Raw genomic sequence first — 24,415 nt, forward strand, 5'->3', positions numbered from 1 at the left:
CCACGGACTGACGACCCTTCAGGAAGGCTGAGCTGAGATGGACTTCACGTTCGACGCGCGCACCGAGGAACTGCGCGCCAGGCTTCTGGCCTTCACGACTCCGCCCGGCGCGCTGCCGCGGCGGCGGCCAGGGCCAGCAGCAGTGCGATCACACCGGTGATGATGTTGTTGACGACGGTCTTCGTCGTGCTGACGTCGCCCGCCACGACCCACGGCGCGATGATGGTCCACGCGCCCAGGGCGCACGCTGCCCAGGCCATGCTGTGGGTGCGCTCGTAGGCGCGCCCGAATCCGCCGCTCATCAGGACGGCGTAGGCGATGCCGACGAGCATGTTGGTGACCGCGAGCGTGGACAGGTTGTTGAAGCCGGTGATCCACGGGGACGCCGCCAGGTAGAGGCCGGTGAGGAGCGCCAGCGTCTCGATGGCCTGGCCTTGAGGTGTGGACGTGGCGCGCTCCGCCATCTCGTGGCGAAGGCGCATGTCGACTATGTCCGGATGCGTCTCCAAGGAAGGTCCGGGAGAGGTTGCCATTGCGCTCACCTTCAAGGAAGAAGTGGTGCCGTCTCGGAGTCGTCCGGGTACCCATATCGGGTGAAAACGCACCCGGTCGCCCCCCGTCTCGCGCCCTGGTGCGGGGCCTTCGCAGGTGCTCCGTTGTGGTGTAGATGACTCACATGAGCAGGGTGTGCTTATCGGCTGGTCACCGGGGCACCCGATGTCGGGCAGTGCCGTCGCCGACACGTCGCCGGCCACTGCCGCAACCGTCCGTCCTGCGAGGGAGAAACAGCACCATGTCACGCAGCCCGGCCCAGGTTCCGACCGGCAGCCCCGCGCACCCGTCAGCGGCGCGGACCGCCGACGCACCCCGGGGAGGTGGTCTCCGATGTGCGGCCTGAGCGGGGAGATGCGCTTCGACGGCGGGCGGCCCGATCTCGCGGCCGTGCAGCGGATGAGCGACCGGCTGGCCGCCCGCGGCCCGGACGGCCAGGGCATCTGGTCGCACGGCCCGGTCGCGCTCGCCCACCGGCGCCTGAAGATCATCGACCTGTCCGAGCTCGGGGCCCAGCCGATGACGGACCCCGAGCAGGAGGTCACCGGCGTCTTCAACGGCTGCATCTACAACTACCGGGAACTGCGCGAGGAGCTGCGCCGCCTCGGGCACCGCTTCCGGTCCACCTCCGACACGGAGGTCGTCCTCAAGGCGTACCGGCAGTGGGGCACCGCCTGCGTCGACCGCTTCTACGGCATGTTCGCCTTCGCCCTCGCCGAACACCGGACCGGCCGCCTGATCCTGGCCCGTGACCGGCTCGGCATCAAGCCCCTCTACCTCGCGCAGAGCCCGGGCCGGCTGCGGTTCGCCTCGTCGCTCCCGGCGCTGCTCGCGGGCGGCGGGGTCGACACCTCGCTGGACCCGGCGGCCGTCCACCAGTACCTCAGCTGGCACGCGACCGTGGCGGCGCCCCGCACCGTGCTGAACGGCGTGCGCAAGCTCCCGCCGGCCACCGTGCGCGTCGTCGAGCCGGACGGCAGCCACCGCGACCACTGCTACTGGCAGCCGTCGTACACCCGGCGGCCCGAGTACGCGGACATGGGCCCGAGCGAGTGGCGGGACGCGGTGCTCGACGCGCTGCGCACCGCCGTGCGCCGGCGCATGGTCGCCGACGTGCCGGTCGGCGTGCTGCTCTCGGGCGGCCTCGACTCCAGCCTGATCGTCGCCCTGCTGGCCGACGAGGGGCAGCGGGACCTGGCCACGTTCAGCGTCGGCTTCGAGGCGGAAGGCGGCGCCGAGGGCGACGAGTTCCGGTACTCGGACCTGATCGCCAAGGAGTTCGCCACCGACCACCACCAGCTCATGGTCCCCTCCGAGCGGGTGTCCACGGCCCTCGACGGTGCGATCGCGGCGATGAGCGAACCGATGATCAGTCACGACGTGGTCGCCTTCCACCTGCTGTCGGAGCAGGTGGCCAAGGAGGTGAAGGTCGTCCAGAGCGGACAGGGCGCCGACGAGGTGTTCGCCGGGTACCACTGGTATCCGCAGCTTGCCGCGGTCGCCCGGGAGGACGAGCCCGAGCAGTACGCCGAGACGTACTTCGACCGGCCGCACGCCGACCTCGCCCGGATGCTGCAGCCGGAGATGCTGCCGGACGACGACGTCTCCGGCCGCTTCGTCCGGGAGCACATGGCGGCCCCGGGGGCCGAGACCGCACTGGACGCGGCACTGCGGCTGGACACCCATGTCATGCTCGTGGACGACCCGGTGAAGCGGGTCGACAACATGACCATGGACTGGGGTCTGGAGGCCCGGGTGCCCTTCCTGGACCATGAGCTCGTGGAACTGGCGGCGGCCTGTCCGCCCGACCTGAAACTGGCCGACGGCGGCAAGGGGGTGCTCAAGGAGGCGGGCCGCAAACTGCTCCCGCACGAGGTGGTCGACCGCCCCAAGGGCTACTTCCCGGTCCCGGCGATCACGCACATGGCCGGGCCCGTGCTGGAACGGGTCCGGGAGGCGCTCGACGCCCCGGAGGCACGGCGGCGCGGGCTCTTCAAGGACTCCTACCTCGCCGAGCTCCTCGCGGCTCCCGACCGACACCGCACCAAGCGCGGGGCGAACGCCCTGTGGCAGGCGGCCCTTCTGGAGATATGGCTGCAGACGCACGGAATATGACCGACGGGCGCGTCACCCACGGTACGGACGGCACCGGCGCCACGGCCGTCGAACGGCCCCGCACGGCCCCGACGGCCCCGACGGCCCCGACGGCCCCGACGGCCCAGGGTCCGGGCCCGGCCGCGCCGGACCCGGACGGCCGCGGCCGCACCCATGCCGCGCCCGTCCGGGTCCCGCTGCCGGACGCCTCCGGCCCGCGCGACGCGACGACCCGGCTCACCGCCCACGGCTGCTGGTACCCCTCGGCCGACCCCACCGGGGCGCATACGGCGTTCATCTGCGACCGCGGGGGCGTCCCGCAGCTGTGGGCGGGACCCGTGGACGGCGGCGAGGTACGGCTGCTCGACTCCGAACCGGACCCCGTCCGCGAGGTGTCCTGGTCGCCCGACGGGCGCTGGATCGCCTACACCACGTCACCCGGCGGCGGCGAACACTCGCGGGTGCTGTGCGTACGCCCCGACGGCTCCGACCGGCACATCCTGGCCGGAGCCGAACCGGGCACCTCGGCCTACCTCGGCTGCTGGGCGCACGACGGGTCGGCCGTCGCGGTCACCGTCGCCGTCCCGGCCGCCCCGCCCGCCTCCCCGGACGCCACCGGCGAGGCCCCGGCCGAACCCGGCGGGTACGCCGGCCGTCTGCCGGCCGGCTGGTCCGGCCGCGACGGCGACGCCGTGCTGCTCGGCGCGGCGCCGCTCACCGGGCCGGCGCCGGCGCCGGCCCTCCCCGTCCCGTCCGCGGTCACGGCGTCCGGTGAGGCACGGCACGGCCGGACCGCCGCGGCGGCCGGCTTCGGCGACGGGCTGTCCGCCTACCTGATCGACCCCGACGGGGTGAGCGCCCCGGTCCTGCTGGCCGCCGAGACGGACGCCGCGACGCTGCGCGTGTGCGACCTCAGCCGCGACGGCGGCCTGGCGCTGCTGCGCCGGGGCCCCCGGGGACGCCGCGAGGCGGTGGTCCTGCGCACCGGAGACCTGGTCACGACGTACACCGTTCCCGTGGCCGACGGCGACGTGTGGATCGGCCGGTTCTCGCCCCGGGCGGACACCCTCTGGCTGCGCAGCGACGCCCACCGGGAGTTCGCGGCGCTGATCGCCGTCCCTCTCGACCGCCGGGGCCGTCCGACGGGCTGGTCCGTCGCGGCGGAACGCGAGGGCAGCGACCTCGAACTGCTGGCGTTCGCGCACGACGGCCGCACCGCCGTGCTGGCCTGGAACGTCCGGGGCGCGAGCGAGGTCGAGGTCCTCGACACGCACCCGTCCGGCCCGGCCGGGGCCGCCGTCGGACCGCCCCGGCCCGTGCCGCTGCCGCACGAGGTGGTCACCCGCATCGCGGACGCCGGCACGGGGCGCCTGGTGCTCGCCCTGTCCGGATCCCAGCGCCGCCCCGGCGTGTGGTGGCTCCCCGAGGGCGTGGGCCTGGTGCGCACGCCGTGGTCGTCCCGGGACCGGGACGCCGTCCCGCCGGGCCGCCCGCCCGTGCGGCCGGTCCCGCTGAGGCCGACGGCACGCGACGGGCTGCCGCTGCACGGCTGGTACTACCGCGCCCCCGGACGCGGTCCCGGGGAACCGGCGCCCTGCGTGATCCATCTGCACGGCGGCCCCGAGGAGCAGGAACGCCCGGTCTTCAATCCGCTGTACCACGAGATCCTGGGGCGGGGGATCGACGTGTTCGCACCCGACGTCCGCGGCTCCTCCGGCCACGGACGGTCGTTCGTCGACGCCGACCTGGGCAGGGGACGGTTCGCCGCGCTCGACGACGTCGCCGACTGCGCCGCCCACGCGGTGCTGGCCGGTCCGGCCGACCCGTCACGACTGGCGGTCATGGGCCGCTCCTACGGCGGCTACCTCACGTTCGCCTCCCTCGTCCGGCATCCCGAGCTGTTCCGCACCGGCGTCGCGGTGTGCGGCATGTCGGACTTCGCGACGTTCTTCGAGGGCACCGAACCGTGGATCGCGCAGTCCGCGGCGCACAAGTACGGCCACCCGGAGCGGGACCGCGAGCTGCTGCGCTCGCTGTCGCCCATGAGCCGCATCGACGCGCTGCGCGTGCCGGTGCTCGCCGTCCACGGGGAACACGACACCAACGTCCCGCCCCGTGAATCGGAGCAGTTCGTGAGGGCGGCGCGCGAGCGCGGCCGGACCGCCGAGCTGCTCACCCTGCGCGACGAAGGCCACGAGTTCCTGCGCGCCGACAACCGGCGGCTGTTCCGCCGTGCCGCCGCCGACTGGCTGGAACGGCACCTGACCGCCTGACCGGGGACCCGCGGCGCAGGTCAGGGGCGGGGATTCGAGCGTGCCACCGCGGCCGGGCGTCGCCGCCGCGGCGTCCGGCCGCGGCGGCGCAGCGCCGGCACACGCGCCGCACCCGGTCCGCGGCGCCGCCGGACTCCGGGAAGGCGTCCTGCCAGGCCACATGCGGGAAGCGGAACAGCTCCGAGCGGCTCAGGGACAGCCCGCAGACGGTCTCGTTCCGGCCCGGCTCCCAGGCGTGCACCTCACCCGCGGGCAGCCTGCGGCGGCCGTCCTCCTCGTCCGTCCACCGGCCCGAGGCGGCCACGGCGTACCGCCGGGCGCGGGTCACCGCGGCCTGCCGGTGCGCCGGCCCCGCCGCCGGGGCACGGCGCCGTACGTGCCAGGCATCGCTCCGCCCTCCGGCGCCGGTCCGGGCCCTCAGTCCGGGCCCTCGGGGAGATAGTAGGTCTGCCTCAGGAACGCTGCCATGTCCCGGAGCGCCTCGGTGTACCCGGCCCGGTACCGCGCGTCGACGTCGGTGCGCCCGCTCTCGGCTCGCGCCCACGCGTCCAGGCGCAGGGCGATCCGCAGGTGGTTGCGGTACAGGGCGCCGTGTCCGCCCTCCAGGGCGGCGCGCGCCCGCCCCTCGTCCCAGTCCTCCAGGCCGCTCGTGTCGAAGGCGAGCAGTTCGTCGTCGGGCTGTCCCACGGCTCGGCTCCTCCTCCTCGGTTCCCCCCTCTGGGTACCCCTGTGTGCGGTGAGCGGTTCACGCCGCCGCTCCTGGGCACCCGCCGTCCCGCACCCCGCCGTCGGACCACGAGCGAAAGGCCTCCGGATGATCGACGAAAGCCATGTGAGGGAACTCCGCGACGCCCGCCACGACGGGGCCGCGCTGGTCTTCGTCCAGGGCAGCGCCCGCGTGGTCGACACCCCTTCGGGCGTCGAGGAGGACGCCCGGGGAGCCCTGGTGGTGATCACCAAGGCGGAGCTCGTGGACCGCCTGGGCCCGGCGCCGGCCGACCACGAGGTACGGGACCTCGCGTACGTGCTCACCGACATGGTCGGCAAGCTCGGCGCGTGACGCCTGCCGCGCCGGACCGCCCGCCCGGGCCGCTCAGCCGGTGACGAGTCCGGCGAAGCGGCGGCTGTCGATGTTGCCGCCGGACGCGATGACGCCGATCCGCCGCGGCGGGTTCTCGACACGGCCGGCCAGGAGGGCGGCGAGGGCCGTCGCGCCGCTCGGTTCGAGGACGACCTTGAGGCGCTCGAAGGCGAAGCGCATGGCGGCGACGATCTCGGCGTCGCTGACCAGGGCGATGCCGTCGACCAGACGCTGGTTGACGGGGAAGGTGATCTCGCCGGGCGTCGGCAGGGCCTGCCCGTCGGCGATGGTGCGGGGGACCGGGACGGTGACGCGTACGCCGCTCTCCAGGGAGCGCTTGGTGTCGTCGCCGGCTTCCGGTTCGACGCCGATGACACGGATGCCGGGGTGCAGTGCCGTCGCGGCGACCGCGCTGCCCGCGATGAGGCCGCCGCCCCCCACGGGGACGACGAGGGCGTCCAGCGGCCCGGTGTCCTCCAGGAGTTCGAGGGCGGCGGTGCCCTGGCCGGCGATGACGTGCGGATGGTCGTACGGCGGGATCAGGGCCAGGCCCCGCTCCTCGGCCAGGGCACGGCCGAGCGCGGTCCGGTCCTGGCTGTACCGGTCGTACGTGACGATCTCAGCCCCGTACCCGGCGGTCGCCTCCCGCTTGGAGCGGGGCGCGTCCTCGGGCATCAGGATGACGGCGCTGGTGCCCAGTTCGCGGGCGGCCAGCGCGGTGGCCTGGGCGTGGTTGCCGGAGGAGTACGCCGCGACGCCCCGCGCCAGCAGCTCGGGCGGCAGCTGGGCCACGGCGTTGTAGGCGCCGCGGAACTTGAACGCCCCCATCCGCTGGAAGTTCTCCGCCTTGACGAACACCTCGGCGCCCACCAGCGCGTCGAGCGTGCGGGAGGTGAGGACGGGGGTGCGGCGGACGACTCCTTCGAGGCGGGCGGCGGCCTCGCGGACGTCGGCGGACGAGACGGGCAGTGCGGAAGCCATGCGGGGTCCTTCGGACGGTGGGCGGGCCGCGGGAGGGCGGCCACCGGGCCGCCCGCGGCGCCCTCCGGGCCGCGGGACGCGGTCGCCCCCGACGGCCGGCGGATCGGTCCCGACGATCCGGAACGCGTGGTGGTCCGGTTGCGGACCGCAAGGCTAGGGAGTCCCCCGCGCCGCTGTCCAGCCCGGGGACGGTCCACGCCGTACGCCCCGCACCGGCGCCGCGGCCCAAGTAGCGTCTGCGGCAGCACGTTCGACACACAGGGCACGCGCCCTCACAGTCCAGCAAGGGGTGACACATGGCCGAGCGGTCCCGCGCAGGGCGCCAGTCCTGGCTGCGCACGTTCCACCAGTCGACACCGGGTGCGCCGCGCCTGCTCTGTCTGCCGCACGCCGGCGGCTCCGCGAGCTTCTACTTCCCCGTCTCGAAGGCGCTGGCGCCCGACGTGGACGTGCGCGCGGTGCAGTACCCCGGCCGCCAGGACCGCCACGAGGAACCCCCGGCCCGCTCCATCAGGGAGCTCGCGGACGGTGTGTTCCACGCGCTGGACGACCGGGACGACACACCGCTGGCCCTGTTCGGCCACAGCATGGGCGCGATGGTCGGCTTCGAGCTGGCCCGGCTGCTGCAGGCCGCGGGGCGGCCCCCCGCGGTGTTCTTCGCCTCGGCGCGCCGGGGCCCGTCCGTCGTGCGGACCGAGACCCTCCACCGCGGCGACGACGCGGAACTGCTCGCGGAGGTCACCAAGCTCGACGGCACCGACGCCGCCCTGCTCCAGGACGAGGAGCTGCTGCGGATGATTCTGCCCGTGCTGCGCGCCGACTACCACGCGGTGGAGACCTACCGGTACACGCCCGGACCGCGGCTGACCTGCCCCCTGGTCGTGATGACCGGCGACGACGACCCCCGGGTCAGCCACGACGAGGCCCGGGCCTGGGCCGAGGAGACCGACGGCGCCTTCGAGCTGCGCGCGTACCCCGGCGGCCACTTCTACCTGACGGCGCAGCAGGAAGCCGTCGTGGCCGAGATCAGGACCACGCTCCGGCGGCTCGGGCCCACCGCGGGCGCGGCGGCCTGAACACGCGGCGCACCGCGCCGGCGCGGTGCGCGCGGCGGCACCGGCCCTCCGGTGCCGCCGTCGGCGTGCGCGTCAGCCGAGCACCTGGGCGCTCTCGATGACGACGGGCTCGGTGGGCACGTCCTGGTGGCCCTGGCGGCTGCCCGTCTTGACGCCCTTGATGGAGTCGACGACGTCCTGGCCCTCGACGACCCGGCCGAACACGGTGTAGCCCCAGCCGTTCGGGGTCTTCGCCGTGTAGTTGAGGAAGTCGTTGTCCGAGACGTTGATGAAGAACTGGGCCGTTGCGGAGTGCGGGTCGCTCGTCCGCGCCATCGCCACCGTGTAGGCGTTGTTCTTCAGCCCGTTGAACGCCTCGTTCTCGATCGGCGCCGCGGTGGGCTTCTGACGCATGTCCTGGGTGAAGCCGCCGCCCTGGATCATGAAACCGTCGATCACCCGGTGGAAGATCGTGCCGTCGTAGTGGCCGTTGCGCACGTACGTCAGGAAGTTCTCCACCGTCTTGGGCGCCTCGGCGTCGTTCAGCTCCAGCACGATGCGGCCGAAGTTGGTGTTCAGCTCGACTGTCGACATCACAATCTCCTCGTTCCGGTGGGGCCTGCCCACGCCTCGACGGTACGGCCCGGGCGGCCGTCCTCCGGTGCGGCCGAGGGACCGGGACCACCCGGACGCTCGAGCGCACCAGGGAATATAGGATCACAAGCGGCACTCACGGCGCGGCAGCCCCCCGGACCTCACGACAGCCGCGGAGCGTCACCGGGCGCGGGAGGCAGAGCCAGATGGGCCAGGTCGGCCGGCGGCGGGGTGGACACCGTCCACAGCGGGGCCGCCGCCCCGTCGGCGAGCGCCGCCGGGGCGTCGGTGAGGTTCATCCGCTCCCGCAGCCGGCCGTAGAAGTCCGTCGGACCGAGCCGCACCGCCCTGAGCCGGCGGGGAGCGGCGTACACACCGATCCAGTCCCCGGGGCCCAGCACCCCGCGCAGCTGCCCGTCGATGCTGACCGCGGCCTGACCCGACCGTTCGAGCACCCGCAGCGCCACCGGCTCGTCCGGCGCCGCCACCACCGAGCGGTTGAACACCATGTGCGGTGCGACCGGCGTGAAGACGATGCCCTCCGCCCGCGGTGAGACCACCGGGCCGCCCGCGGCGAAGCTGTACGCGGTGGACCCGGTCGGCGTCGCCACGAGCAGCGCGTCGGCCGAGTAGGAGGCCAGGAGCCGGCCCGCCAGGTACACCGCGACCGACACCTGCCGGTCCCGCGCCAGCTTCTCCAGCACCACGTCGTTCAGCGCGGTGACGTTCAGCGCGACACCCCAGTCGCCGCCCGTCTCGCACTCCGTCCGCACCCGGGGCGGGGGCAGCAGCGGCCCGCGGCCGTACCGCAGCAGCGCCTCCATCTGCGCCGGCACCTCCAGCCGGCACGACGCCCGCAGGGTGAGGAGCATCCTGCGTTCCACCGTGATGCGCTCCTCCCGTACGGCGTCCAGCGCCGCACGCACCGCCGGGGCCGGAACCTCCGTCAGGAAGCCGACACGGCCGATGTCGACGCCGAGCACCAGCGCGTCGCTCTCGGCCGCCAGCCGGGCGCCGCGCAGGAACGTGCCGTCGCCGCCCAGGGTGACGACGAGGTCCGGATCGCCCGCGGCGTCGACCTCCTCTCGGGCGCTGCGCCGCGCGCCCTCCTGCCACACGTCGATGTCGGCACATCCCACCGCGTGCTCGGCGCACCACGCGCGCACGGCTCGCGCGGCGGCCACGGCCTCGGCGCGCCCGCCGTGCACGACCAGGCCGACACGGTTCACCGTCATACCCGTACACCGCCTCTCAGCCGGCTCGTCCCCCGTGCCATCCTCGTCGCGGACCGGGCCGGCCGCCGCTCGCCACGCCGCCGCACGCCACGCCGCCGCGCCACGACGCACGGCGCCTTCTGCGCCGCCCGGCCCGCGCGGTGTGACCTTCTCCCTTGCGGCCGCGGCACCGCTGCTGTGAGTCTCCCCTCGAACGACTTTCCGAAGAACTGTTATCGGTGCCGCGCCGTGCGGTCTCCCAGGTAACGGACAGCACCGCCCGGCGTCGAGAACAGGGAAGCGCAGATGACGACAGAGCACACGGTGGACACGGCGGCACTGGTCGACGCCGCCCGAGCGGGGGACGCGGCCGCCCAGGACGCCCTGGTCGGCGCATATCTGCCGCTGGTGTACAACATCGTGGGGCGAGCCCTGAACGGTTCGGTCGACGTCGACGACGTGGTCCAGGAGACCATGCTCCGGGCCCTGCACGCGCTCGGCGACCTGCGCACCCCCGAGAGCTTCCGGTCCTGGCTCGTGGCCATCGCCATGAACCGGGTCCGGGCGCACCGGCAGGACCGGCGACTCGCCCCGGGCGCCGTGGAGGAGGCGGCCGACGTCGCCGATCCGGGCGCCGACTTCGTGGACCTGACGATCGTCCGGCTCCAACTGTCCGGGCAGCGCCAGGAGACCGCGCGCGCCACCCGCTGGCTGGAGCCCGACGACCGGGAGGTGCTGTCGCTGTGGTGGCTGGAGTGCGCCGGTGAGCTGACCCGCGCCGAGGTCGCCGCGGCCCTGGAGTCGTCGCCGCAGCACACCGCGGTGCGGGTGCAGCGGATGAAGGCCCGCCTGGAGGCGGCCCGCGTGGTGGTACGGGCGCTCGACACCCGGCCGCCCTGTGAGGACCTGCGCGGCGTCCTCGTCTCCTGGGACGGCCGGCCGTCCGCCCTCTGGCGCAAGCGAATAGCCCGGCACGCCCGCGACTGCGCGCGCTGCGGCGGCCTGTGGAGCGGTCTGCTGCCCGCGGAGGGCCTGCTGGCCGGGCTGGCACTGGTCGGGGTGTCGTCGGCGCTGCTCGCGACGACGCGGTCCGCCGCGGCCGGCATGACCGCGGCCGGCTCGGCGAGGGAGGCGGGGGACCCCGGCGCGGGCGCGGAAGCCGCCGCCTGGGGCCCGGGCGGCGCCGCCCCGAACGGGGGCGGGGCGGAAGGGACCATGGGCGGGGCCGGCTCGGACGCGGGGGAGGCCGGCTCGGGCGTCCAGGCCGGGCCGCGGACCGCCCGCCGAGGCGCGACCGCCCGCGGTGAGGCGCGGCGCCGCCGGCGGATCCGCCGCCGTGCCGTCGGGGGAGCCGTCGTGGCGGCTTGTGTGGCGGGCGGCGGCATCTGGTACTTCGGCGCGGACGACTCCAACCCGCAGGGGGGCAGGGCCCCGGCCGCGCACGAAGCCGCCGCCCCCGTCGCCGGCCTGTCGCAGGCCCCCCGCCCCGCCGGGACCTCGGCGTCGCCGTCGGCCTCCGCCTCGCCCTCCGCGTCCCCCTCGAAGAAGCCCCGCGCATCCCAGAGCCCCCGCCCGGCGAAGAGGACCAGCACGCCCGAGCCCGAGCGGACCGTGCGGGTGACGCCGCGCGCCACCCGCACGGTGCAGGCGCAGGCGCAGCCGCAGTCGGCGCCCACGGGCACCGTGGCGCAGGTGGTCGCGCTGGTGAACAAGGAGCGGGCGGCCGCCGGGTGCGGTCCGGTCAGGGAGGACCCGCTGCTGGACAAGTCGGCACAGGGCCACTCCGACGACATGGCCGCCCGCGGCTTCTTCGACCACACCGACCCCGACGGCGCGGACCCCGGCGAACGCATCACCGCGGCGGGCTACCGCTGGTCCACGTACGGCGAGAACATCGCCCGGGGGCAGCAGACGCCGCAGGCGGTGATGGAGTCCTGGATGAACAGCCCCGGCCACCGCGCCAACATCCTCAACTGCGCCTTCAAGGACATCGGCGTGGGCGTCCACGACGGCTCCGGCGGTCCGTGGTGGACGCAGAACTTCGGCGCCAGGCTCTGAGCCCGCGCGGGACCGGCCGTGTCCGGCCGTACGCCAGCGGGCACCGCCCGTACGCCCGCACGACCGCGGGGACGCCGGCCGAGCGGTGCGCGGCGGCCGGACGCCTCGGCGCCGGCCGCCGCGTGCCGTGTCCGTGTCCGGCAGCCGTCACTCGTTCTGGAAGACGGCCTTGCTGACCTCGGCGGGGCTCTGGAACTCCTTCTTCCCGAGGTGGGAGATCCGTTCGGTGATCTCCTTGGGCGCGTGGTTGTCCTCGGCGACCTTCCGAAGCTGGTCGGTGTCGGCCGGGTACTCCACGCCGGACAGGGCTTTCTGCAGATCAGGGGGAGTGATACCCGCCATGGCTCCTCCAGGCGGTGAGATGGTGCACGGTGTTGTCGCCGGCGCCGCATGCTGCGCCGGACTGGTCAGGTACCCCTCCGCCGGGAGCGGATTCACATATTCCGAAGGGTGATGCCACCGGCCTCGCACGGGTACTCGAAGCTGCGCACCCGGACCCGCGATCCGTGTGGGAGGACCCGATGAGCGAGAACACCCCTTCCCAGGCCGAGGGCGAGCCGGAGGCGGACGCCCCCGAGGCCGAGCGGGAGCAGCCGCCCCGCACGACTCCGTCGCAGGCGGAGGGAGCGGACCCCGACGACGACCCCGAGCAGGACGACGCGTGAGGGGGACGGCACGGGCACGGCACGCACGGCGTCCCTGAACAGCCCGTCGAGGCCCCGCACGGCATCCCCGCCGCTGAACGAAGGAAATGCCGGCCGTGACGCGGTGGCGTGGCGGATCCGGGCAGGCGCCGCGGCCCCGGCCGGGACACCGGGCGGCGCGGGCTGGGCCCCCGCGGGGCGGGCAGGCCGGGGAATCTCCGCGCACCTCAGGGAGGCGAGCCGGGGAATCTCACCGCACCTGGGGGGAGGCAAGCCGTGGATGTCCCCTTCACGTGAGGGAGGCGCCCCGGACTCCGGTCCAGGAGGAGTTCGGCCGCAGGCGGCGCGGGCGGACGCGCGTGCGGGCGGCGCTGGGCGGCCGCCGGTCACTCCGTCGTCACGGCGCCCTCACAGGACCTGCCGCCGGTCCCCGCGCATGCCCCGGACCCCACCGGGTACGCGAGCCGGAAGCACGCCCGGGCGCCAGCCCGTCCGGGTGGCCCGTAAGAACGCCGCTACCTGGGGATCTGCCATGGAGACACCCGCACACGACGACCTGCCGACGCCGGCCCAGCAGGCGCTGGACGCGCTGGCCGTGAACGCCGAGGACCAGGCCGCCCTCGACACCCTCGCCCACAGTGACGTGCTCGTCCCTGTTCCGGACGACGCGGTCGACGGGGAGGGAACCGATTCCTCGACGGTGGCCCTGCCCATACTCGAGCAGCCGGGAGGCGACCCCGTGGTCCCGGTGTTCACCTCGGAGGGCGAGATGGCCGAGCTGCTGCCGTTCGTCTCGCGCTACCGCCTGATCCCGCTCGGCGCGCTCGCCTCGCAGTGGCCGGACGAGCATCTGTCCCTGGCCATCGACGGCAGCTCCGCCCACGCACTGACCCTCACCTCGCAGGGGGTGCGCACCCTGCTCGCCCGCTGAACCACCGGGATGGCTGCGCCGCCCGGGGCGAGCCGCGCGACCCGCGTCCGGCTCGCCCCGGGCCGGGGCTCACCGCTCCCGTTCGGCCAGCGTGCGCGCGAGCACGGCCCGCTGCAGCGGCAGCACCTCGGCGTGCAGGGCGCGCCCCTTGGGGGTGAGCGCCACCCACACCCCGCGCCGGTCCTCGGCGCACACGGAACGCTCCACCAGGCCGTCCTTCTCCAGCCGTCCGATCAGCCGCGACAGCGCGCTCTGGCTGAGATGGACCCGGCCGACCAGGTTCTGCACGCGGCACTGGTCGCCCTGCCGGGGCGACTCGGCCGCCAGGATGTCCAGCACCTCGAAGTCGCTGGCGCCCAGGCCGTGCGCATGCAGCGCGCGGTCGATCTCGCACATCGTGCGCGCGTGCACCGCGAGGATGTCCCGCCAGCGTTCCTCTAGCCGGGTCTCGGCCGTCTTGACTGCCATACCCGCACGGTAGCACCGTTCCGGCCAATCGTTGAGTGTGCAACTACCGGTGGCCGCGGACGGCCGTACGGGCCTCAGGCGGCCGGATCCTGCAGCAGGCCCACCAGGTTGCCGTCGCCGTCCCGGACCGAGGCGACGAGCCTGCCGCCGCCCACGTCCCGCACGTCCTGGACGACCTCGCCGCCCGCCTCCAGCAGGGCGGCGAACCGCTCCCGCAGATCGGTGACGTGCCAGTAGGGCACCGGCCCCGTCAGGCCCTGGGCGTGCCCGTTCGGGTCGAGGCCGACGTCCTGCCCGGCGGCCTTGTAACCGATGTAGTACGGCTCGTCGGCGAACGGTTCGACGCCGAGCAGGGCGGTGAAGAAGGCCTTGGCCCGCTCCGGGTCCTTGACCGGGTAGACGATCGTCCGCAGTCCGGTGGTCATACGGCTCACTCCTCGAACGCGCGTGGCCCGACGGCGGTCTCCGCCGGTGCCCCCACGCCAGGACCGCGGATTGCGCCGCGGCTTCTCGGATCCTGACCGGTTGCGGGCGCAGGGGCCGCGGCGCCCGCACGTGGGTGCCGGGGAGGGCCGTGTCCGGTCGGCGCCCTCCGCCGCGGGACGTTCCGCACGGCGGTCGCGTCGCACGGCCGTTCGGTACCGGCCAACGGGGGCGGACTCGCGGGCGGGGCGGCGTCGCCGGACGGCACAGTGGGAACACTGCGTACCAGGGGCCGGGACGGAGGGCGGACGGATGACGGCAACTCCCTCGGGCCGGATGCGGCAGACCATCCTGGACCTGCTCAAGGACCCGGCGGCCCACTTCCCCGCCGCCCGCCGCGACGTCGCCGAGGCCGGGGTCACCGCCCGGGCCGTCGCCGCCGAGCTGGGCCTGCCCCGCCGGACCGCCCTCGCCCATCTGACCTTCCTCACCCGCCTGGGCCTGCTGCGCACCCGCCGGGTCCGCTGCCGCACCCGCTACCGGCGCGACGAGGTCCGCATCGCCGAGGTGGCCCGGTTCTTCGAGAAGGGCTGGTGAGGAAGGGGACCACGCGGGGGCCGTACGGGCGCCGTGCGGGGGCCACACCGGGGGGCCGGGTCGAGGGGGCGTGCACGGTGGTGCGGCGGGGTGGTGCGGTGGTGCGGCTGGAGTGGCCGCCGGACCGGCGGGGGAGCCTGGGGGGCGAGCGTTCGGCCGCCTGCGGTGTCCGCGCCTCGCGGGGCCCGCCGGACGGCGTTTCGCCGCGCGCGAGCCGACGCACGGGCCGCCGGCCGCACGGGCCGGCCCGACGGCGAAGGGGCCGCACATGGACCGTCCCGCGGAACTCGTCCCGCTCCACTACGTCTCCCTGGGCGCCCGCGGGCCGGAGGACGTCGTCGCCGACCCGTACGGGCGGGTGCTGACCGGCGTGGCGGACGGCCGTGTCCTTCGCGTCCACCACCTCGACGACCCGTGCACGGCCCGCGTGGAGGTGCTGGCCCGCACCGGCGGCCGGCCGCTGGGGCTGGAACTCCTGCCCGACGGGGACCTGCTGGTGTGCGACGCGATACGCGGGCTGCTCCGCGTCGGCACGGACGACGGGTCCGTCCGGGTCCTCGCGGACTCGGTGGCGGGGGAGCGGCTCCGCTTCTGCAGCAACGCCGTCGCCCTGCCCGACGGCGCCGTGTGCTTCACCGTCACCAGCCGCCGCTACGGCCTCGACCGGTGGGCGGGCGACATCGTGGAGCACACCCGCACCGGTCGCCTGCTGCGGCTGCCCCCGGAGGGCGGGGAGCCCGAAGTGCTGCTGGAAGGGCTGCAGTTCGCCAACGGAGTCGCCGCGAGCGCCGACGGCTCCTTCCTGCTGGTCGCCGAGACCGCCGCCTGCCGCCTCCTCCGCTACCGGCTCACCGGCCCCGGCGCCGGACACGCCGAGCCCTTCGCCGACCTGCCGGGCATGCCGGACAACCTCTGGCGCGAGGGCCCGGCCGGGCCGGTCTGGGTGGCCCTGGCCGCCCCCCGCCTCCCGGCGCTGGGCCTGCTGCACCGCGCCCCGCCGGCCGTCCGCCGCGGCGCGGCCCGGGCCGCCGTCCGCGTGCCGTACCGCCCGGGCGCGACCATCGGCGTCGTCGCCGTGGACGACGAGGGCCGCACCGTCCACCGCCTCATCCGCCGGCGCTCCGGCTTCCGCATGGTCACCAGCGTGTGCGCGGCCGGCGAGCACCTGGTGCTGGGCAGCCTCCGGGAGCCGGGTGTGGCGGTCTGCACCCGGCCTGCCGCCCGCTGACGCGGCGGTACCCTGGCGGCCGTGAGCGCCCGCAGGGGCGGGGGCCGAACAGGAGACGCAGGCAGCATGACAGCCCCGGAAACGCAGACCCGCGGCGTCCGTCCCGTGCCGGGCCGGCGGTCCGGGTGGCGCGCGCAGACGCCCGTCGTCGCGGTGGTGGCGGCCGGCGGCGCGCTCGGCGCCCTGGCCCGCTACGCGCTGACGCTCGCCTGGCCCGCTCGTCCCGGCGGCTTCCCGTGGGCGACCTTCTGGACCAATGTCTCCGGCTGCGCGGTCATGGGCGTCTTCATGGTGCTGGTGACCGACGTGTGGGCCGCGCACCGTCTGCTGCGGCCGTTCTTCGGCACCGGCGTCCTCGGCGGCTTCACCACCTTCTCCACCTACGCGGTCGACGTCCGCCGCCTGGCCGGCGCCGGCCGCCCCGGCCTGGGGTCGGCCTATCTCGTCGCGACGCTGTGCGCGGCCCTCGCGGCCGTGTGGCTGGGCTCGGCCGCCGCCCGGCGCCTGCTGCTGAGGAGACCGCGATGACGCCACGTGCCCGCCGGGCGCTGCGGCTGACCGTCTACCTCGGCGAGGACGACACCTGGCACCACAGGCCGCTCTACTCGGAGATCGTGCGCCGCGCGCACGCCGCCGGGCTCGCCGGGGCCAGCGTCTTCCGGGGCGTGGAGGGTTTCGGCGCCGGCTCCCGCATCCACACCTCCCGGCTGCTGTCCCTGAGCGAGGACCTTCCGGTCGCCGTCGTCGTCGTGGACACCGAGGAGCGGGTGCGGGCCTTCCTGCCCCAGCTCGAGGACCTGGCCCCCGGGGGGCTCACGACGCTGGAGGAGTGCGAGGTCGTGCTGCCCGGCGCGGCGCGGGAGGACACCGGGGGGACGGGGCCCGGCCATGCGGTCGGTCCCGGCGGAGGTGGACACGAGGGTGAGGAATCGTTGTGAACTGGCTGCTCGTCGGTGCGGGGGCCGTCGTGGGCGCCCCCCTGCGCTATCTCACCGACCGCGCGGTGCAGGCCCGGCACGACTCGCTCTTCCCCTGGGGCACGTTCCTCGTCAACGTGGTCGGCTGCCTGCTCCTCGGGCTGCTCACGGGCGCCGTCTCGGCCGGGGCCGCCGGGCCGCGGCTGCAGCTCCTGGCGGGGACGGGGCTGTGCGGCGCGCTGACGACGTACTCGACCTTCTCGTACGAGACGCTGCGGCTGACCGAGGCGGGCTCCGGCCTCTACGCCGCGGTGAACGTCGTGGCGAGCGTGGCGGCGGGGCTCGCGGCGGCGTTCACCGGTGCCTCGCTCGCGGGCCTGCTGTGGGCCTAGGCGCCGTGCCCGTGGCAGCCGGCCGCATGAGCTGACCGAGCCGGCGAGCCGCGGCGGGCGCCTCCACGTGCCGAAGGCGCCGGAGCTTCCGCCAGGGCTGGGCGACATCACGTACTTCGTCCGCCGGACGGAACGCCGGCGCGCGATGACCGCGCGGCCGGTCACCCCGCCGACCGGGACCGCAGCCAGTAGGAGCGGGCAGCGACGATCAGTGCGATTCCGTGGACGGCGAACGCGGCCATGCCGATCCAGGCGACCAGCAGTGCGTCGCTCGAGGAGTGGAAGTCGCCTCGCCGCATCGTCACCGCGCCGGTTGTGGCCAGGGCCGCGTAGCCGACGCCTGACACCCCGTACGGAGCCAGTGTGGCGGCGCCGATCAGGGCCGGGGCCAGCGGGAGCCAGCGCGGGACGCGCCGGCCGCGCAGCCACGGCGTCCAGCGCGGGAAGACCTGGCCCCACGGCCGGACCAGTCCCCACAGCAGGAAGACGCCGAGCGCGGCCAGCAGCACGGTGCCGTCCAGGCCCCAGGACTCCAGGGTGAGCCAGATGCCCGACGCACCGTTGCGCCGGGAGACCGCGAGGATCTCCTCGCCGGTCATGCCGGCGAAGTCGCCGCCGAATGCCCAGGTGAGCTTCATCGCCGCGTAGGGGAGAAAGGCCGCCGTCCCGGCCCAGGCGGCGAGCTGGACCGGCCCGGAGGCGGCGGAAGGGGCCCGAACGGCGGCCTCGGCGGGCGGGCGGCGGTCGGACCGGGCGGTGGCCGCGAGCAGCAGGGCCCCGGCCGCCGCCAGCGCGTGGTGCGCGGCGGCCACGCCGCTGTCCACCCCCTGACCGAAGAGCAGCGTGATGACGTCCATGAGCAGGCCGAACGCGGCGGTCCCGGCCAGCGCGCAGACCACCCACAGCAGTACCCGTGACGCCGGCCGCAGTCCGTACCGCGCCACCGCGCCGCAGGCCAGGGCCGCCAGCGCCCCCACCCCCGTGACCGCCCAGCCCAGCGCCGGGGGCCCCGGGGCGCCGCCCAGGCGGAGCACCGGCGTCCCGCTCGCCGCGCAGGCCAGGCCGAAGCCCGCGTACACCAGCGCCCACACCGTCGCGGCGCGGGCCGCCCAGCACGGCCACCGCCGCCCCCATGCGCGCCCAGGCGCCCTCGTCGTCCCCGTCGCACCGGCCATGCACCGACCCTCGCACCGACCGCAGCGACCCGGCATCGGCTTGCGGAACGATCTCCCTCCGCCTCAGGGGTGAGAGCCGCTCCTCCCCGGGTATGCCGCGCACCCGCGGTGTCACGCGGGACGGCGGTCCGGAACCCGGGCGCCTGCCCCACGGCCGAGGGGAGTAAGTACTGTCTAGACACTGTCGACCAACCTTCCTCAGAACTGGATTCCATGAGCGCCATCTCCGTCGGTCAGGCCGTCGTCCTCGGAGTAGTCGAGGGGGTGACCGAGTTCCTGCCCGTGTCCTCCACCGGCCATCTCAAGATCGCCGAGGGACTGATGGACATCCCCGTCGACGACAAGTCCGTCGTCGGTTTCTCCGCCGTCATCCAGGTCGGCGCCATCGCCGCCGTGCTCGTGTACTTCTTCAAGGACATCAGGCGGATCGTCACCGCCTGGTTCCGCGGTCTGGCCGACCGCGAGGAGCGCCACCACCACGACTACAAGTTCGCCTGGTGGGTGATCGCCGCGACCGTCCCGATCGTCGTGGTGGGCCTGGCCGCCAAGCCGCTGATCGACGGCCCGCTCGCCTCGCTGTGGGTGGTCGCCGGTTCGCTGATCGCCGGCTCCGGCGTGATGTGGGCCGCCGACCAGATGGGCCGGCACAAGCGCGGCGAGGACGACACGTCGTTCAAGGACGCGATGTGGGTCGGCTGCTCCCAGATCCTCGCCCTGCTCTTCCCCGGGTTCTCCCGCTCCGGCGCGACCATGTCGACCGCGCTCATCCTGGACCTGGACCGCGTCGCCGCCACCCGGCTCTCCTTCTTCCTCGGCATCCCGGCGCTGACCGGCGCGGGTCTGTACGAGCTGAAGGACGCCCTCGGCGCGGGCGTCGGCGCGGCCCCCCTGGCCGTCGGCACCGTCGTGTCGTTCGTGGTCGCCTACGCCTCCATCGCCTGGCTGCTGAAGTTCGTCGCCAAGCACTCCTTCAACGCCTTCGTGCTCTACCGGATCGTCATCGGCGTCCTCCTCCTGGGCCTGCTCGGCACCGGCGTGCTCAGCAGCTGAACCCAGCGCGTCCCGCAGCTCACCGACGGGGTGCGGCGCCTGCCGGCCAGGCGTCGCGCCCCCGGTGCACCGCAGGTGCACGGCGGCTTGACAGCCGGCGCCCGCACCCCGCACCATCGATCCCCGTGAACCTGTCAGACAGCCAGACAGGTGGTCCGGCTCCCCGGCGCGTCAGCGCCATGGAAGCGGTGCTCGGCCACCTCCGCGGCGCCATCGAACGCGGCGAGTACGCCCTCGGCGACAAGCTGCCGTCCGAGGCCGAGCTGTGCCGCACCCTCGGCGTGTCCCGGCCGGTGCTCCGCGAGGCGCTGCGCGCGCTGCAGACGATGGGCCTCACCGTCTCCAGGACCGGCAAGGGCACCTTCGTGGTCGCCAACGCCGTCGAGGACCCCACCTTCGGCGACTACGCGGCCAGCGACCTGCTGGAGGTCCGCCGCCACGTCGAGATCCCGGTCGCCGGGTACGCGGCCCTGCGCCGCACCCCGGAGGACCTCGCCCACCTGGCCCGTCTGCTCGACCGCATGGAGCGGGAGACGGACACCACCGCCTGGGTCGCGATGGACACCCTCTTCCACCTGGCCGTGGCCGAGGCCGCCCATAACCCGGTCTTCCGCCGCGTCATCGAGGACATCCGGGACGCACTGGCGCGTCAGTCTGCCTTCCTGAACGAGCTGGGCGGCCGCCGCGAGCAGTCCGACCGCGAGCACCGGGCGATCGTCGAGGCGCTGGCCCGCGGCTCCGAGCACGACGCCGTGGCCGCCATGAGCCTCCACCTCGACCGCGTCGAGACGACCCTCACCGACATCGTGCGCGCCACGCGCACGGACCCCACGGACGGCGGACCGCCGGCGTGAGCGGGCAGCCCCCCGCGTACGGCCCGTCCCCCGCTCGCACCGGCGGCGCCGCGCCCCGCCCGCCGCGGACCGCCGCGGCGGGCGGCGACCACGGCGTCCGCCCCCGCCCGACCCGCCCCGCCGCCGGCGCGCGACCCGCGCTCCGGCCGGCCCCGACCCCATGACGCAGGCAGTGATGCACAGCAGTTCCCCCGCCGACGCACCCGTCGTCCGCGAACCCCTCCACGCTCCCGTCGCCCACCTCGTCCGCGGCGGCGTGGTCGAGGGCGTCCACTACGGCTCCGTCGTCGTCCTCGGCGCCGACGGGCAGGTGCAATTCCAGCTCGGCGACGTCGAGGCGGCCTTCTACCCGCGCTCCGCCCTCAAACCCGTCCAGGCCGTGGCCATGCTGCGGGCCGGGCTGCCGCTCGACGGCGCCCTGCTGTCGCTGGCCGCGGCGAGCCACTCCGGCGAGGAGCGGCACCTCGCCGGCGTCCGGCGCCTGCTGGAACTCGCCGGACTCACCGAGGACGACCTGCGCAACGTGCCCGACATGCCGTTCGGCCCGGCCGTCCGGGACACCTGGGTCCGCGAGGGCCGGCCGCCGTCCCGCCTGGCCCAGAACTGCTCCGGCAAGCACGCGGCCATGCTCTGGACCGCCCGGCTCAACGGCTGGTCCCTGAAGGACTACCTCGACCCGGAGCACCCGCTCCAGCGGGCCGTCGCCGCGACCGTCGAGGAGCTGACCGGCCAGCGCGTCGCCCGGGTCACGGTGGACGGCTGCGGCGCCCCGCTGTTCGCCGTCTCCCTGCACGGTCTGGCCCGCGCCGTCGCCCGCATCGCCTCCGCCGCGCCCGGCACCCCCGGGGCCCGCGTCGCCGATGCGATGCGCGAGCACGCCGAGATGGCCTCCGGCGCCGGCCGGGACGTCGCCGCGCTGATGCGCGCCGTGCCCGGGCTGCTCGCCAAGGACGGCTTCGAGGGCGTCGAGGTGGCCGCGCTGCCGGACGGCCGGGCCGTCGCCGTGAAGATCGCCGACGGGGCGGACCGGGCCCGCGTCCCGGTCACGGCGGCCGCGCTCGCCCGCGCGGGCGTCGACCCGGCCCTGCTCGCCGACTTCGCGGGGGAGCCGCTGCTCGGGGGAGGGGAGCCCGTGGGCTGCGTGCGGCCGGTGCGCGCGCTCGGTCCCGCGCCGCTGCCCGCCTGCGCGTAGCGCACCCGCTGCACGCCGGCCGTGCGGGGCAGGACCGCCGGCCGGCGTCGTCCCCGCGCGGACCGTCCCGCGGCTTACCGGACCCCGAAGGGGCCGCGGGCCGAGGACGCCCCACCCTGGCGCCTCACCTCACGTACCTCAGAAAGGCAGACCCCGCCCCCATGACCCCGCCCACCCGGAGCGAGCACGACCTGCTCGGCGACCGCGAGGTCCCCGCCGACGCGTACTGGGGCATCCACACCCTGCGCGCGACGGAGAACTTCCCCATCACCGGCACCCCGATCTCCGCCTACCCCCACCTGATCGACGCCCTGGCCGCGGTGAAGGAGGCCGCCGCCCTCGCCAACGAGGAACTCGGCCTGCTGGAGCCGGCGAAAGCCGCCGCGATCGTCGCCGCCTGCCGGGAGATCCGGGCCGGCGCGCTGCACGACCAGTTCGTCGTGGACGTCATCCAGGGCGGCGCCGGCACGTCCACCAACATGAACGCCAACGAGGTCGTGGCGAACCGCGCGCTGGAACTGCTGGGCCACGCGAAGGGGCAGTACGCGCATCTGCACCCCAACGAGGACGTCAACATGGGCCAGTCGACCAACGACGTCTACCCGACCGCCGTCAAGATAGCGACGGTCTTCGCGGTGCGCGGACTGCTCAAGGCGATGTCCGTGCTGCAGGACGCCTTCGCCGGCAAGGCCGTCGAGTTCCGTGACGTGCTCAAGATGGGCCGCACGCAGTTGCAGGACGCCGTGCCGATGACGCTCGGCCAGGAGTTCTCCGCGTTCGCCGTCATGCTGGAGGAGGACCGCGGCCGTCTCGCCGAGGCCGTCGAGCTGATCCACGAGATCAACCTCGGCGCCACGGCCATCGGCACCGGCCTCAACGCTCCCGCCGGCTACGCCGAGGCGGCCCGCCGCCACCTGGCCGCCATCACCGGCCTGCCGCTGGTCACGGCCGCGAACCTGGTCGAGGCCACCCAGGACTGCGGCGCCTTCGTCCAGGTGTCCGGCGTCCTCAAGCGGATCGCCGTCAAGCTCTCCAAGACCTGCAACGACCTGCGCCTGCTGTCCTCCGGTCCGCGTGCCGGCCTCGGCGAGATCAGCCTGCCGCCGGTGCAGGCCGGCTCGTCGATCATGCCGGGGAAGGTCAATCCGGTCATCCCGGAGGTGGTCAACCAGGTCGCCTTCGAAGTGATCGGCAACGACGTCGCCGTCACCATGGCCGCCGAGGCCGGGCAGCTCCAGCTCAACGCCTTCGAGCCCCTCATCCTGCACTCCCTGTCGAAGTCCGTCACCCACCTGCGCAACGCCTGCCTCACCCTGGCCGAGCGCTGCGTGTCCGGCATCACCGCCGACACCGAACGGCTGCGCGCGAGCGTCGAGGACTCCATCGGCCTGGTCACCGCGCTGAACCCGCACATCGGCTACGCCGCCGCCACCGAGATCGCCAGGGAAGCCCTCGCCACCGGCCGCAGCGTCGCCGAACTGGTGCTGGAGAAGGGCCTGCTGCCCGCGGAGCGGCTCGCCGGACTGCTGCGCCCCGAGGTCGTCGCGGGCAGCGGAGCGCCGACCGCCTGACCTGCGGCGACGCCGGCACGACTACGCTCGGGGACCGGCCCGGAGGCACAATGGCGATCATGACAACGACGTCGTCGCTCACCTACCTGCCGGTCCTGGAGCGCATCGCCGAGGAGATCAGCCGCACGCCCGGCCGCGGCCGGCCGGCCGACTACATCCCGGCCCTCGCGGCCTGCGACCCGCGCAGCTTCGGCATGGCCGTCGCCGAACTGGACGGCACGGTCTACGGGGTGGGCGACTGGCGGCGGCCCTTCTCCGCGCAGTCCATCACCAAGGTCTTCACGCTCGCCCTCGACCTCGCCCGCGAGGGCGACGCGCTGTGGGAGCACGTCGGCCGCGAACCGTCCGGCAACCCGTTCAACTCCCTGGTGCAGCTCGAGCACGAGAACGGCATCCCGCGCAACCCGTTCATCAACGCGGGCGCCCTCGTCGTCACCGACCGTCTGCAGACCCGTACCGGGGACGCGGCCGGCGAACTGCTGGCGTTCCTGCGGGCCGAGAGCGGCAACCGAGCCCTCGACTTCGACCGGGAGGTCGCCGCCTCCGAGGCCGCCCACGGGGACCGCAACGCGGCCCTCGCCCACTTCATGGCCTCCTACGGCAACATCGACAACGACGTGCCGGTCCTGCTCGACCAGTACTTCCGGCAGTGCTCCGTCGCCGCCTCCTGCGCCGACCTGGCCCTGGCCACCGGTTTCCTCGCCCGGCACGGCATCCGGGCCGACGGGGGCCGGCTGCTCAGCCGCAGCCAGGCCAAGCAGGTGAACGCGATCATGCTGACCTGCGGCACGTACGACGCGGCCGGCGACTTCGCCTACCGCGTGGGCCTGCCCGGCAAGAGCGGGGTCGGCGGCGGGATCATCGCGGTCGTGCCGGGCCGGTGCACGCTGTGCGTGTGGAGTCCGGGCCTGGACGAGCGCGGCAACTCGGTGGCCGGCGTGGCGGCCCTGGACTGGTTCACCACGCTCACCGGTCTCTCCGTCTTCTGAACGCCCCGTCCCGGCGTCCGTGCCGCCGCGGCCGGGAAGGCCGTACGGCGCGTGGGCGTCCGCGGGCGCCGCCGGGCGGGAC

General features: G+C 74.9%; 26 protein-coding genes and 1 pseudogene. 17 read left to right on the forward strand and 10 right to left on the reverse strand.

The genetic code is table 11. The annotated features are described in order from the left end of the window. Positions 1 to 92 precede the first annotated feature (92 nt). A complete protein-coding gene (locus ABZ261_RS21530; RefSeq protein WP_356861460.1) occupies positions 93 to 482 on the reverse strand; it encodes an SPW repeat protein in 390 nt (129 codons plus the stop codon). A 403-nt stretch (positions 483 to 885) separates the two neighbouring features. Between ABZ261_RS21530 and ABZ261_RS21535 the strand changes: the two genes are divergently transcribed. After that, on the forward strand, positions 886 to 2,667 hold the full coding sequence (locus tag ABZ261_RS21535) for an N-acetylglutaminylglutamine amidotransferase (RefSeq protein WP_356861462.1): 1,782 nt from the start codon (positions 886 to 888) through the stop codon (positions 2,665 to 2,667). After that, entirely contained in the window at positions 2,664 to 4,919 is a 2,256-nt protein-coding gene (locus tag ABZ261_RS21540) for a prolyl oligopeptidase family serine peptidase (RefSeq protein ID WP_356861464.1), read from the forward strand. Before ABZ261_RS21535 ends, ABZ261_RS21540 begins: the two co-directional genes overlap by 4 nt. Positions 4,920 to 4,959: 40 nt before the next feature. On the opposite strand, the pseudogene ABZ261_RS21545 reads toward ABZ261_RS21540, so the two are convergent. Beyond that, positions 4,960 to 5,247, reverse strand: a pseudogene (locus ABZ261_RS21545) (hypothetical protein); the annotation flags it as partial. Between the two features lie 89 nt (positions 5,248 to 5,336). Then, on the reverse strand, positions 5,337 to 5,606 hold the full coding sequence (locus ABZ261_RS21550) for a hypothetical protein (RefSeq protein ID WP_356861466.1): 270 nt from the start codon (positions 5,604 to 5,606) through the stop codon (positions 5,337 to 5,339). A gap of 127 nt (positions 5,607 to 5,733) precedes the next feature. On the opposite strand from ABZ261_RS21550, the gene ABZ261_RS21555 reads away from it, so the two are divergent. Beyond that, positions 5,734 to 5,979 carry a hypothetical protein gene (locus ABZ261_RS21555; RefSeq protein ID WP_356861468.1) on the forward strand — a complete coding sequence of 82 codons (246 nt, stop codon included), beginning with the start codon at positions 5,734 to 5,736 and terminating at the stop codon, positions 5,977 to 5,979. 33 nt (positions 5,980 to 6,012) lie between these two features. On the opposite strand, the gene ABZ261_RS21560 is transcribed toward ABZ261_RS21555, so the two are convergent. Beyond that, positions 6,013 to 6,981: a threo-3-hydroxy-L-aspartate ammonia-lyase gene (locus ABZ261_RS21560; RefSeq protein ID WP_356861470.1), complete on the reverse strand. Its 969-nt coding sequence runs from the start codon at positions 6,979 to 6,981 to the stop codon at positions 6,013 to 6,015. A 296-nt stretch (positions 6,982 to 7,277) separates the two neighbouring features. Here ABZ261_RS21560 and ABZ261_RS21565 point away from each other — a divergent pair, with 296 nt between their 5' ends. After that, positions 7,278 to 8,057, forward strand: a complete 780-nt coding sequence (locus ABZ261_RS21565; protein ID WP_356861472.1) for an alpha/beta fold hydrolase — start codon at positions 7,278 to 7,280, stop codon at positions 8,055 to 8,057. A gap of 72 nt (positions 8,058 to 8,129) precedes the next feature. Here ABZ261_RS21565 and ABZ261_RS21570 read toward each other — a convergent pair whose 3' ends face one another. Together ABZ261_RS21570 and ABZ261_RS21575 are read right to left on the reverse strand one after the other, a co-directional pair. Further along, positions 8,130 to 8,630, reverse strand: a complete 501-nt coding sequence (locus ABZ261_RS21570) for a peptidylprolyl isomerase (RefSeq protein WP_356861474.1) — start codon at positions 8,628 to 8,630, stop codon at positions 8,130 to 8,132. Between the two features lie 161 nt (positions 8,631 to 8,791). Continuing rightward, complete coding sequence (locus ABZ261_RS21575) at positions 8,792 to 9,865, reverse strand: NAD(+)/NADH kinase (RefSeq protein WP_356861476.1); 1,074 nt, start codon at positions 9,863 to 9,865, stop codon at positions 8,792 to 8,794. 285 nt (positions 9,866 to 10,150) lie between these two features. On the opposite strand from ABZ261_RS21575, the gene ABZ261_RS21580 reads away from it, so the two are divergent. After that, the gene (locus tag ABZ261_RS21580; protein WP_356861478.1) at positions 10,151 to 11,902 is read left to right on the forward strand and encodes a sigma-70 family RNA polymerase sigma factor; all 1,752 of its coding nucleotides are present in this window, start codon (positions 10,151 to 10,153) and stop codon (positions 11,900 to 11,902) included. Between the two features lie 147 nt (positions 11,903 to 12,049). On the opposite strand, the gene ABZ261_RS21585 is transcribed toward ABZ261_RS21580, so the two are convergent. Next, entirely contained in the window at positions 12,050 to 12,244 is a 195-nt protein-coding gene (locus ABZ261_RS21585; protein WP_356861480.1) for a DUF2795 domain-containing protein, read from the reverse strand. 179 nt (positions 12,245 to 12,423) lie between these two features. Here ABZ261_RS21585 and ABZ261_RS21590 point away from each other — a divergent pair, with 179 nt between their 5' ends. Continuing rightward, a complete protein-coding gene (locus tag ABZ261_RS21590; protein ID WP_356861482.1) occupies positions 12,424 to 12,567 on the forward strand; it encodes a hypothetical protein in 144 nt (47 codons plus the stop codon). 511 nt (positions 12,568 to 13,078) lie between these two features. Then, on the forward strand, positions 13,079 to 13,477 hold the full coding sequence (locus tag ABZ261_RS21595) for an SseB family protein (RefSeq protein ID WP_356861484.1): 399 nt from the start codon (positions 13,079 to 13,081) through the stop codon (positions 13,475 to 13,477). Between the two features lie 69 nt (positions 13,478 to 13,546). Here ABZ261_RS21595 and ABZ261_RS21600 read toward each other — a convergent pair whose 3' ends face one another. Further along, positions 13,547 to 13,945 (reverse strand): MarR family transcriptional regulator, encoded by a 399-nt coding sequence (locus ABZ261_RS21600; protein ID WP_356861486.1) that lies wholly within the window; start codon positions 13,943 to 13,945, stop codon positions 13,547 to 13,549. Between the two features lie 74 nt (positions 13,946 to 14,019). After that, positions 14,020 to 14,370: a VOC family protein gene (locus ABZ261_RS21605; protein WP_356861488.1), complete on the reverse strand. Its 351-nt coding sequence runs from the start codon at positions 14,368 to 14,370 to the stop codon at positions 14,020 to 14,022. Between the two features lie 310 nt (positions 14,371 to 14,680). On the opposite strand from ABZ261_RS21605, the gene ABZ261_RS21610 reads away from it, so the two are divergent. The 5 genes from ABZ261_RS21610 to crcB (ABZ261_RS21630) all read left to right on the forward strand — a co-directional run bounded on the left by ABZ261_RS21610 (position 14,681) and on the right by crcB (ABZ261_RS21630) (position 17,502). After that, the gene (locus tag ABZ261_RS21610) at positions 14,681 to 14,965 is read left to right on the forward strand and encodes an ArsR family transcriptional regulator (protein WP_356861490.1); all 285 of its coding nucleotides are present in this window, start codon (positions 14,681 to 14,683) and stop codon (positions 14,963 to 14,965) included. 268 nt (positions 14,966 to 15,233) lie between these two features. Then, a complete protein-coding gene (locus ABZ261_RS21615; protein WP_356861492.1) occupies positions 15,234 to 16,193 on the forward strand; it encodes an SMP-30/gluconolactonase/LRE family protein in 960 nt (319 codons plus the stop codon). 66 nt (positions 16,194 to 16,259) lie between these two features. Next, entirely contained in the window at positions 16,260 to 16,721 is a 462-nt protein-coding gene (gene crcB / locus ABZ261_RS21620) for a fluoride efflux transporter CrcB (RefSeq protein WP_356861494.1), read from the forward strand. Continuing rightward, positions 16,718 to 17,131, forward strand: coding sequence for a DUF190 domain-containing protein (locus ABZ261_RS21625; protein ID WP_356861496.1), 414 nt, complete (start codon positions 16,718 to 16,720; stop codon positions 17,129 to 17,131). Before crcB (ABZ261_RS21620) ends, ABZ261_RS21625 begins: the two co-directional genes overlap by 4 nt. Further along, positions 17,128 to 17,502: a fluoride efflux transporter CrcB gene (gene crcB / locus ABZ261_RS21630; RefSeq protein WP_356861498.1), complete on the forward strand. Its 375-nt coding sequence runs from the start codon at positions 17,128 to 17,130 to the stop codon at positions 17,500 to 17,502. The genes ABZ261_RS21625 and crcB (ABZ261_RS21630) overlap by 4 nt, the downstream gene beginning before the upstream one ends. A gap of 161 nt (positions 17,503 to 17,663) precedes the next feature. On the opposite strand, the gene ABZ261_RS21635 is transcribed toward crcB (ABZ261_RS21630), so the two are convergent. Further along, positions 17,664 to 18,677 (reverse strand): hypothetical protein, encoded by a 1,014-nt coding sequence (locus tag ABZ261_RS21635; RefSeq protein ID WP_356861500.1) that lies wholly within the window; start codon positions 18,675 to 18,677, stop codon positions 17,664 to 17,666. A 213-nt stretch (positions 18,678 to 18,890) separates the two neighbouring features. Here ABZ261_RS21635 and ABZ261_RS21640 point away from each other — a divergent pair, with 213 nt between their 5' ends. From ABZ261_RS21640 to ABZ261_RS21660, 5 genes are all read left to right on the forward strand, one after another. Then, positions 18,891 to 19,727, forward strand: a complete 837-nt coding sequence (locus ABZ261_RS21640) for an undecaprenyl-diphosphate phosphatase (protein ID WP_356861502.1) — start codon at positions 18,891 to 18,893, stop codon at positions 19,725 to 19,727. A gap of 125 nt (positions 19,728 to 19,852) precedes the next feature. Then, positions 19,853 to 20,581, forward strand: a complete 729-nt coding sequence (locus tag ABZ261_RS21645; RefSeq protein WP_356861504.1) for a FadR/GntR family transcriptional regulator — start codon at positions 19,853 to 19,855, stop codon at positions 20,579 to 20,581. Positions 20,582 to 20,756: 175 nt separating this feature from the next. Further along, the gene (locus tag ABZ261_RS21650) at positions 20,757 to 21,773 is read left to right on the forward strand and encodes an asparaginase (RefSeq protein ID WP_356861506.1); all 1,017 of its coding nucleotides are present in this window, start codon (positions 20,757 to 20,759) and stop codon (positions 21,771 to 21,773) included. A 161-nt stretch (positions 21,774 to 21,934) separates the two neighbouring features. After that, positions 21,935 to 23,344, forward strand: coding sequence for an aspartate ammonia-lyase (aspA, locus tag ABZ261_RS21655; protein ID WP_356861508.1), 1,410 nt, complete (start codon positions 21,935 to 21,937; stop codon positions 23,342 to 23,344). Between the two features lie 50 nt (positions 23,345 to 23,394). Beyond that, positions 23,395 to 24,333 carry a glutaminase gene (locus tag ABZ261_RS21660; protein ID WP_356861510.1) on the forward strand — a complete coding sequence of 313 codons (939 nt, stop codon included), beginning with the start codon at positions 23,395 to 23,397 and terminating at the stop codon, positions 24,331 to 24,333. Positions 24,334 to 24,415 lie beyond the last annotated feature (82 nt).

The organism is Streptomyces sp. NPDC006193 (genome assembly GCF_040613915.1).
In the GTDB taxonomy this organism is placed as follows: domain Bacteria; phylum Actinomycetota; class Actinomycetes; order Streptomycetales; family Streptomycetaceae; genus Streptomyces.

Excerpts from the sequence above, each read along its gene's own strand:
- ABZ261_RS21640 (WP_356861502.1), top strand. The coding sequence starts at position 18,891 with ATGAGCGCCATCTCCGTCGGTCAGGCCGTCGTCCTCGGAGTAGTCGAG.
- ABZ261_RS21605 (WP_356861488.1), bottom strand. The coding sequence starts at position 14,370 with ATGACCACCGGACTGCGGACGATCGTCTACCCGGTCAAGGACCCGGAG.
- ABZ261_RS21660 (WP_356861510.1), top strand. The coding sequence starts at position 23,395 with ATGGCGATCATGACAACGACGTCGTCGCTCACCTACCTGCCGGTCCTG.
- ABZ261_RS21610 (WP_356861490.1), top strand. The coding sequence starts at position 14,681 with ATGACGGCAACTCCCTCGGGCCGGATGCGGCAGACCATCCTGGACCTG.
- ABZ261_RS21590 (WP_356861482.1), top strand. The coding sequence starts at position 12,424 with ATGAGCGAGAACACCCCTTCCCAGGCCGAGGGCGAGCCGGAGGCGGAC.
- ABZ261_RS21530 (WP_356861460.1), bottom strand. The coding sequence starts at position 482 with ATGCGCCTTCGCCACGAGATGGCGGAGCGCGCCACGTCCACACCTCAA.
- ABZ261_RS21615 (WP_356861492.1), top strand. The coding sequence starts at position 15,234 with ATGGACCGTCCCGCGGAACTCGTCCCGCTCCACTACGTCTCCCTGGGC.
- ABZ261_RS21555 (WP_356861468.1), top strand. The coding sequence starts at position 5,734 with ATGATCGACGAAAGCCATGTGAGGGAACTCCGCGACGCCCGCCACGAC.
- crcB (WP_356861494.1), top strand. The coding sequence starts at position 16,260 with ATGACAGCCCCGGAAACGCAGACCCGCGGCGTCCGTCCCGTGCCGGGC.
- ABZ261_RS21560 (WP_356861470.1), bottom strand. The coding sequence starts at position 6,981 with ATGGCTTCCGCACTGCCCGTCTCGTCCGCCGACGTCCGCGAGGCCGCC.
- ABZ261_RS21580 (WP_356861478.1), top strand. The coding sequence starts at position 10,151 with ATGACGACAGAGCACACGGTGGACACGGCGGCACTGGTCGACGCCGCC.
- ABZ261_RS21565 (WP_356861472.1), top strand. The coding sequence starts at position 7,278 with ATGGCCGAGCGGTCCCGCGCAGGGCGCCAGTCCTGGCTGCGCACGTTC.
- ABZ261_RS21650 (WP_356861506.1), top strand. The coding sequence starts at position 20,757 with ATGCACAGCAGTTCCCCCGCCGACGCACCCGTCGTCCGCGAACCCCTC.
- ABZ261_RS21540 (WP_356861464.1), top strand. The coding sequence starts at position 2,664 with ATGACCGACGGGCGCGTCACCCACGGTACGGACGGCACCGGCGCCACG.
- ABZ261_RS21595 (WP_356861484.1), top strand. The coding sequence starts at position 13,079 with ATGGAGACACCCGCACACGACGACCTGCCGACGCCGGCCCAGCAGGCG.
- aspA (WP_356861508.1), top strand. The coding sequence starts at position 21,935 with ATGACCCCGCCCACCCGGAGCGAGCACGACCTGCTCGGCGACCGCGAG.
- ABZ261_RS21535 (WP_356861462.1), top strand. The coding sequence starts at position 886 with ATGTGCGGCCTGAGCGGGGAGATGCGCTTCGACGGCGGGCGGCCCGAT.
- ABZ261_RS21600 (WP_356861486.1), bottom strand. The coding sequence starts at position 13,945 with ATGGCAGTCAAGACGGCCGAGACCCGGCTAGAGGAACGCTGGCGGGAC.
- ABZ261_RS21570 (WP_356861474.1), bottom strand. The coding sequence starts at position 8,630 with ATGTCGACAGTCGAGCTGAACACCAACTTCGGCCGCATCGTGCTGGAG.
- ABZ261_RS21625 (WP_356861496.1), top strand. The coding sequence starts at position 16,718 with ATGACGCCACGTGCCCGCCGGGCGCTGCGGCTGACCGTCTACCTCGGC.
- ABZ261_RS21575 (WP_356861476.1), bottom strand. The coding sequence starts at position 9,865 with ATGACGGTGAACCGTGTCGGCCTGGTCGTGCACGGCGGGCGCGCCGAG.
- ABZ261_RS21585 (WP_356861480.1), bottom strand. The coding sequence starts at position 12,244 with ATGGCGGGTATCACTCCCCCTGATCTGCAGAAAGCCCTGTCCGGCGTG.
- ABZ261_RS21635 (WP_356861500.1), bottom strand. The coding sequence starts at position 18,677 with ATGGCCGGTGCGACGGGGACGACGAGGGCGCCTGGGCGCGCATGGGGG.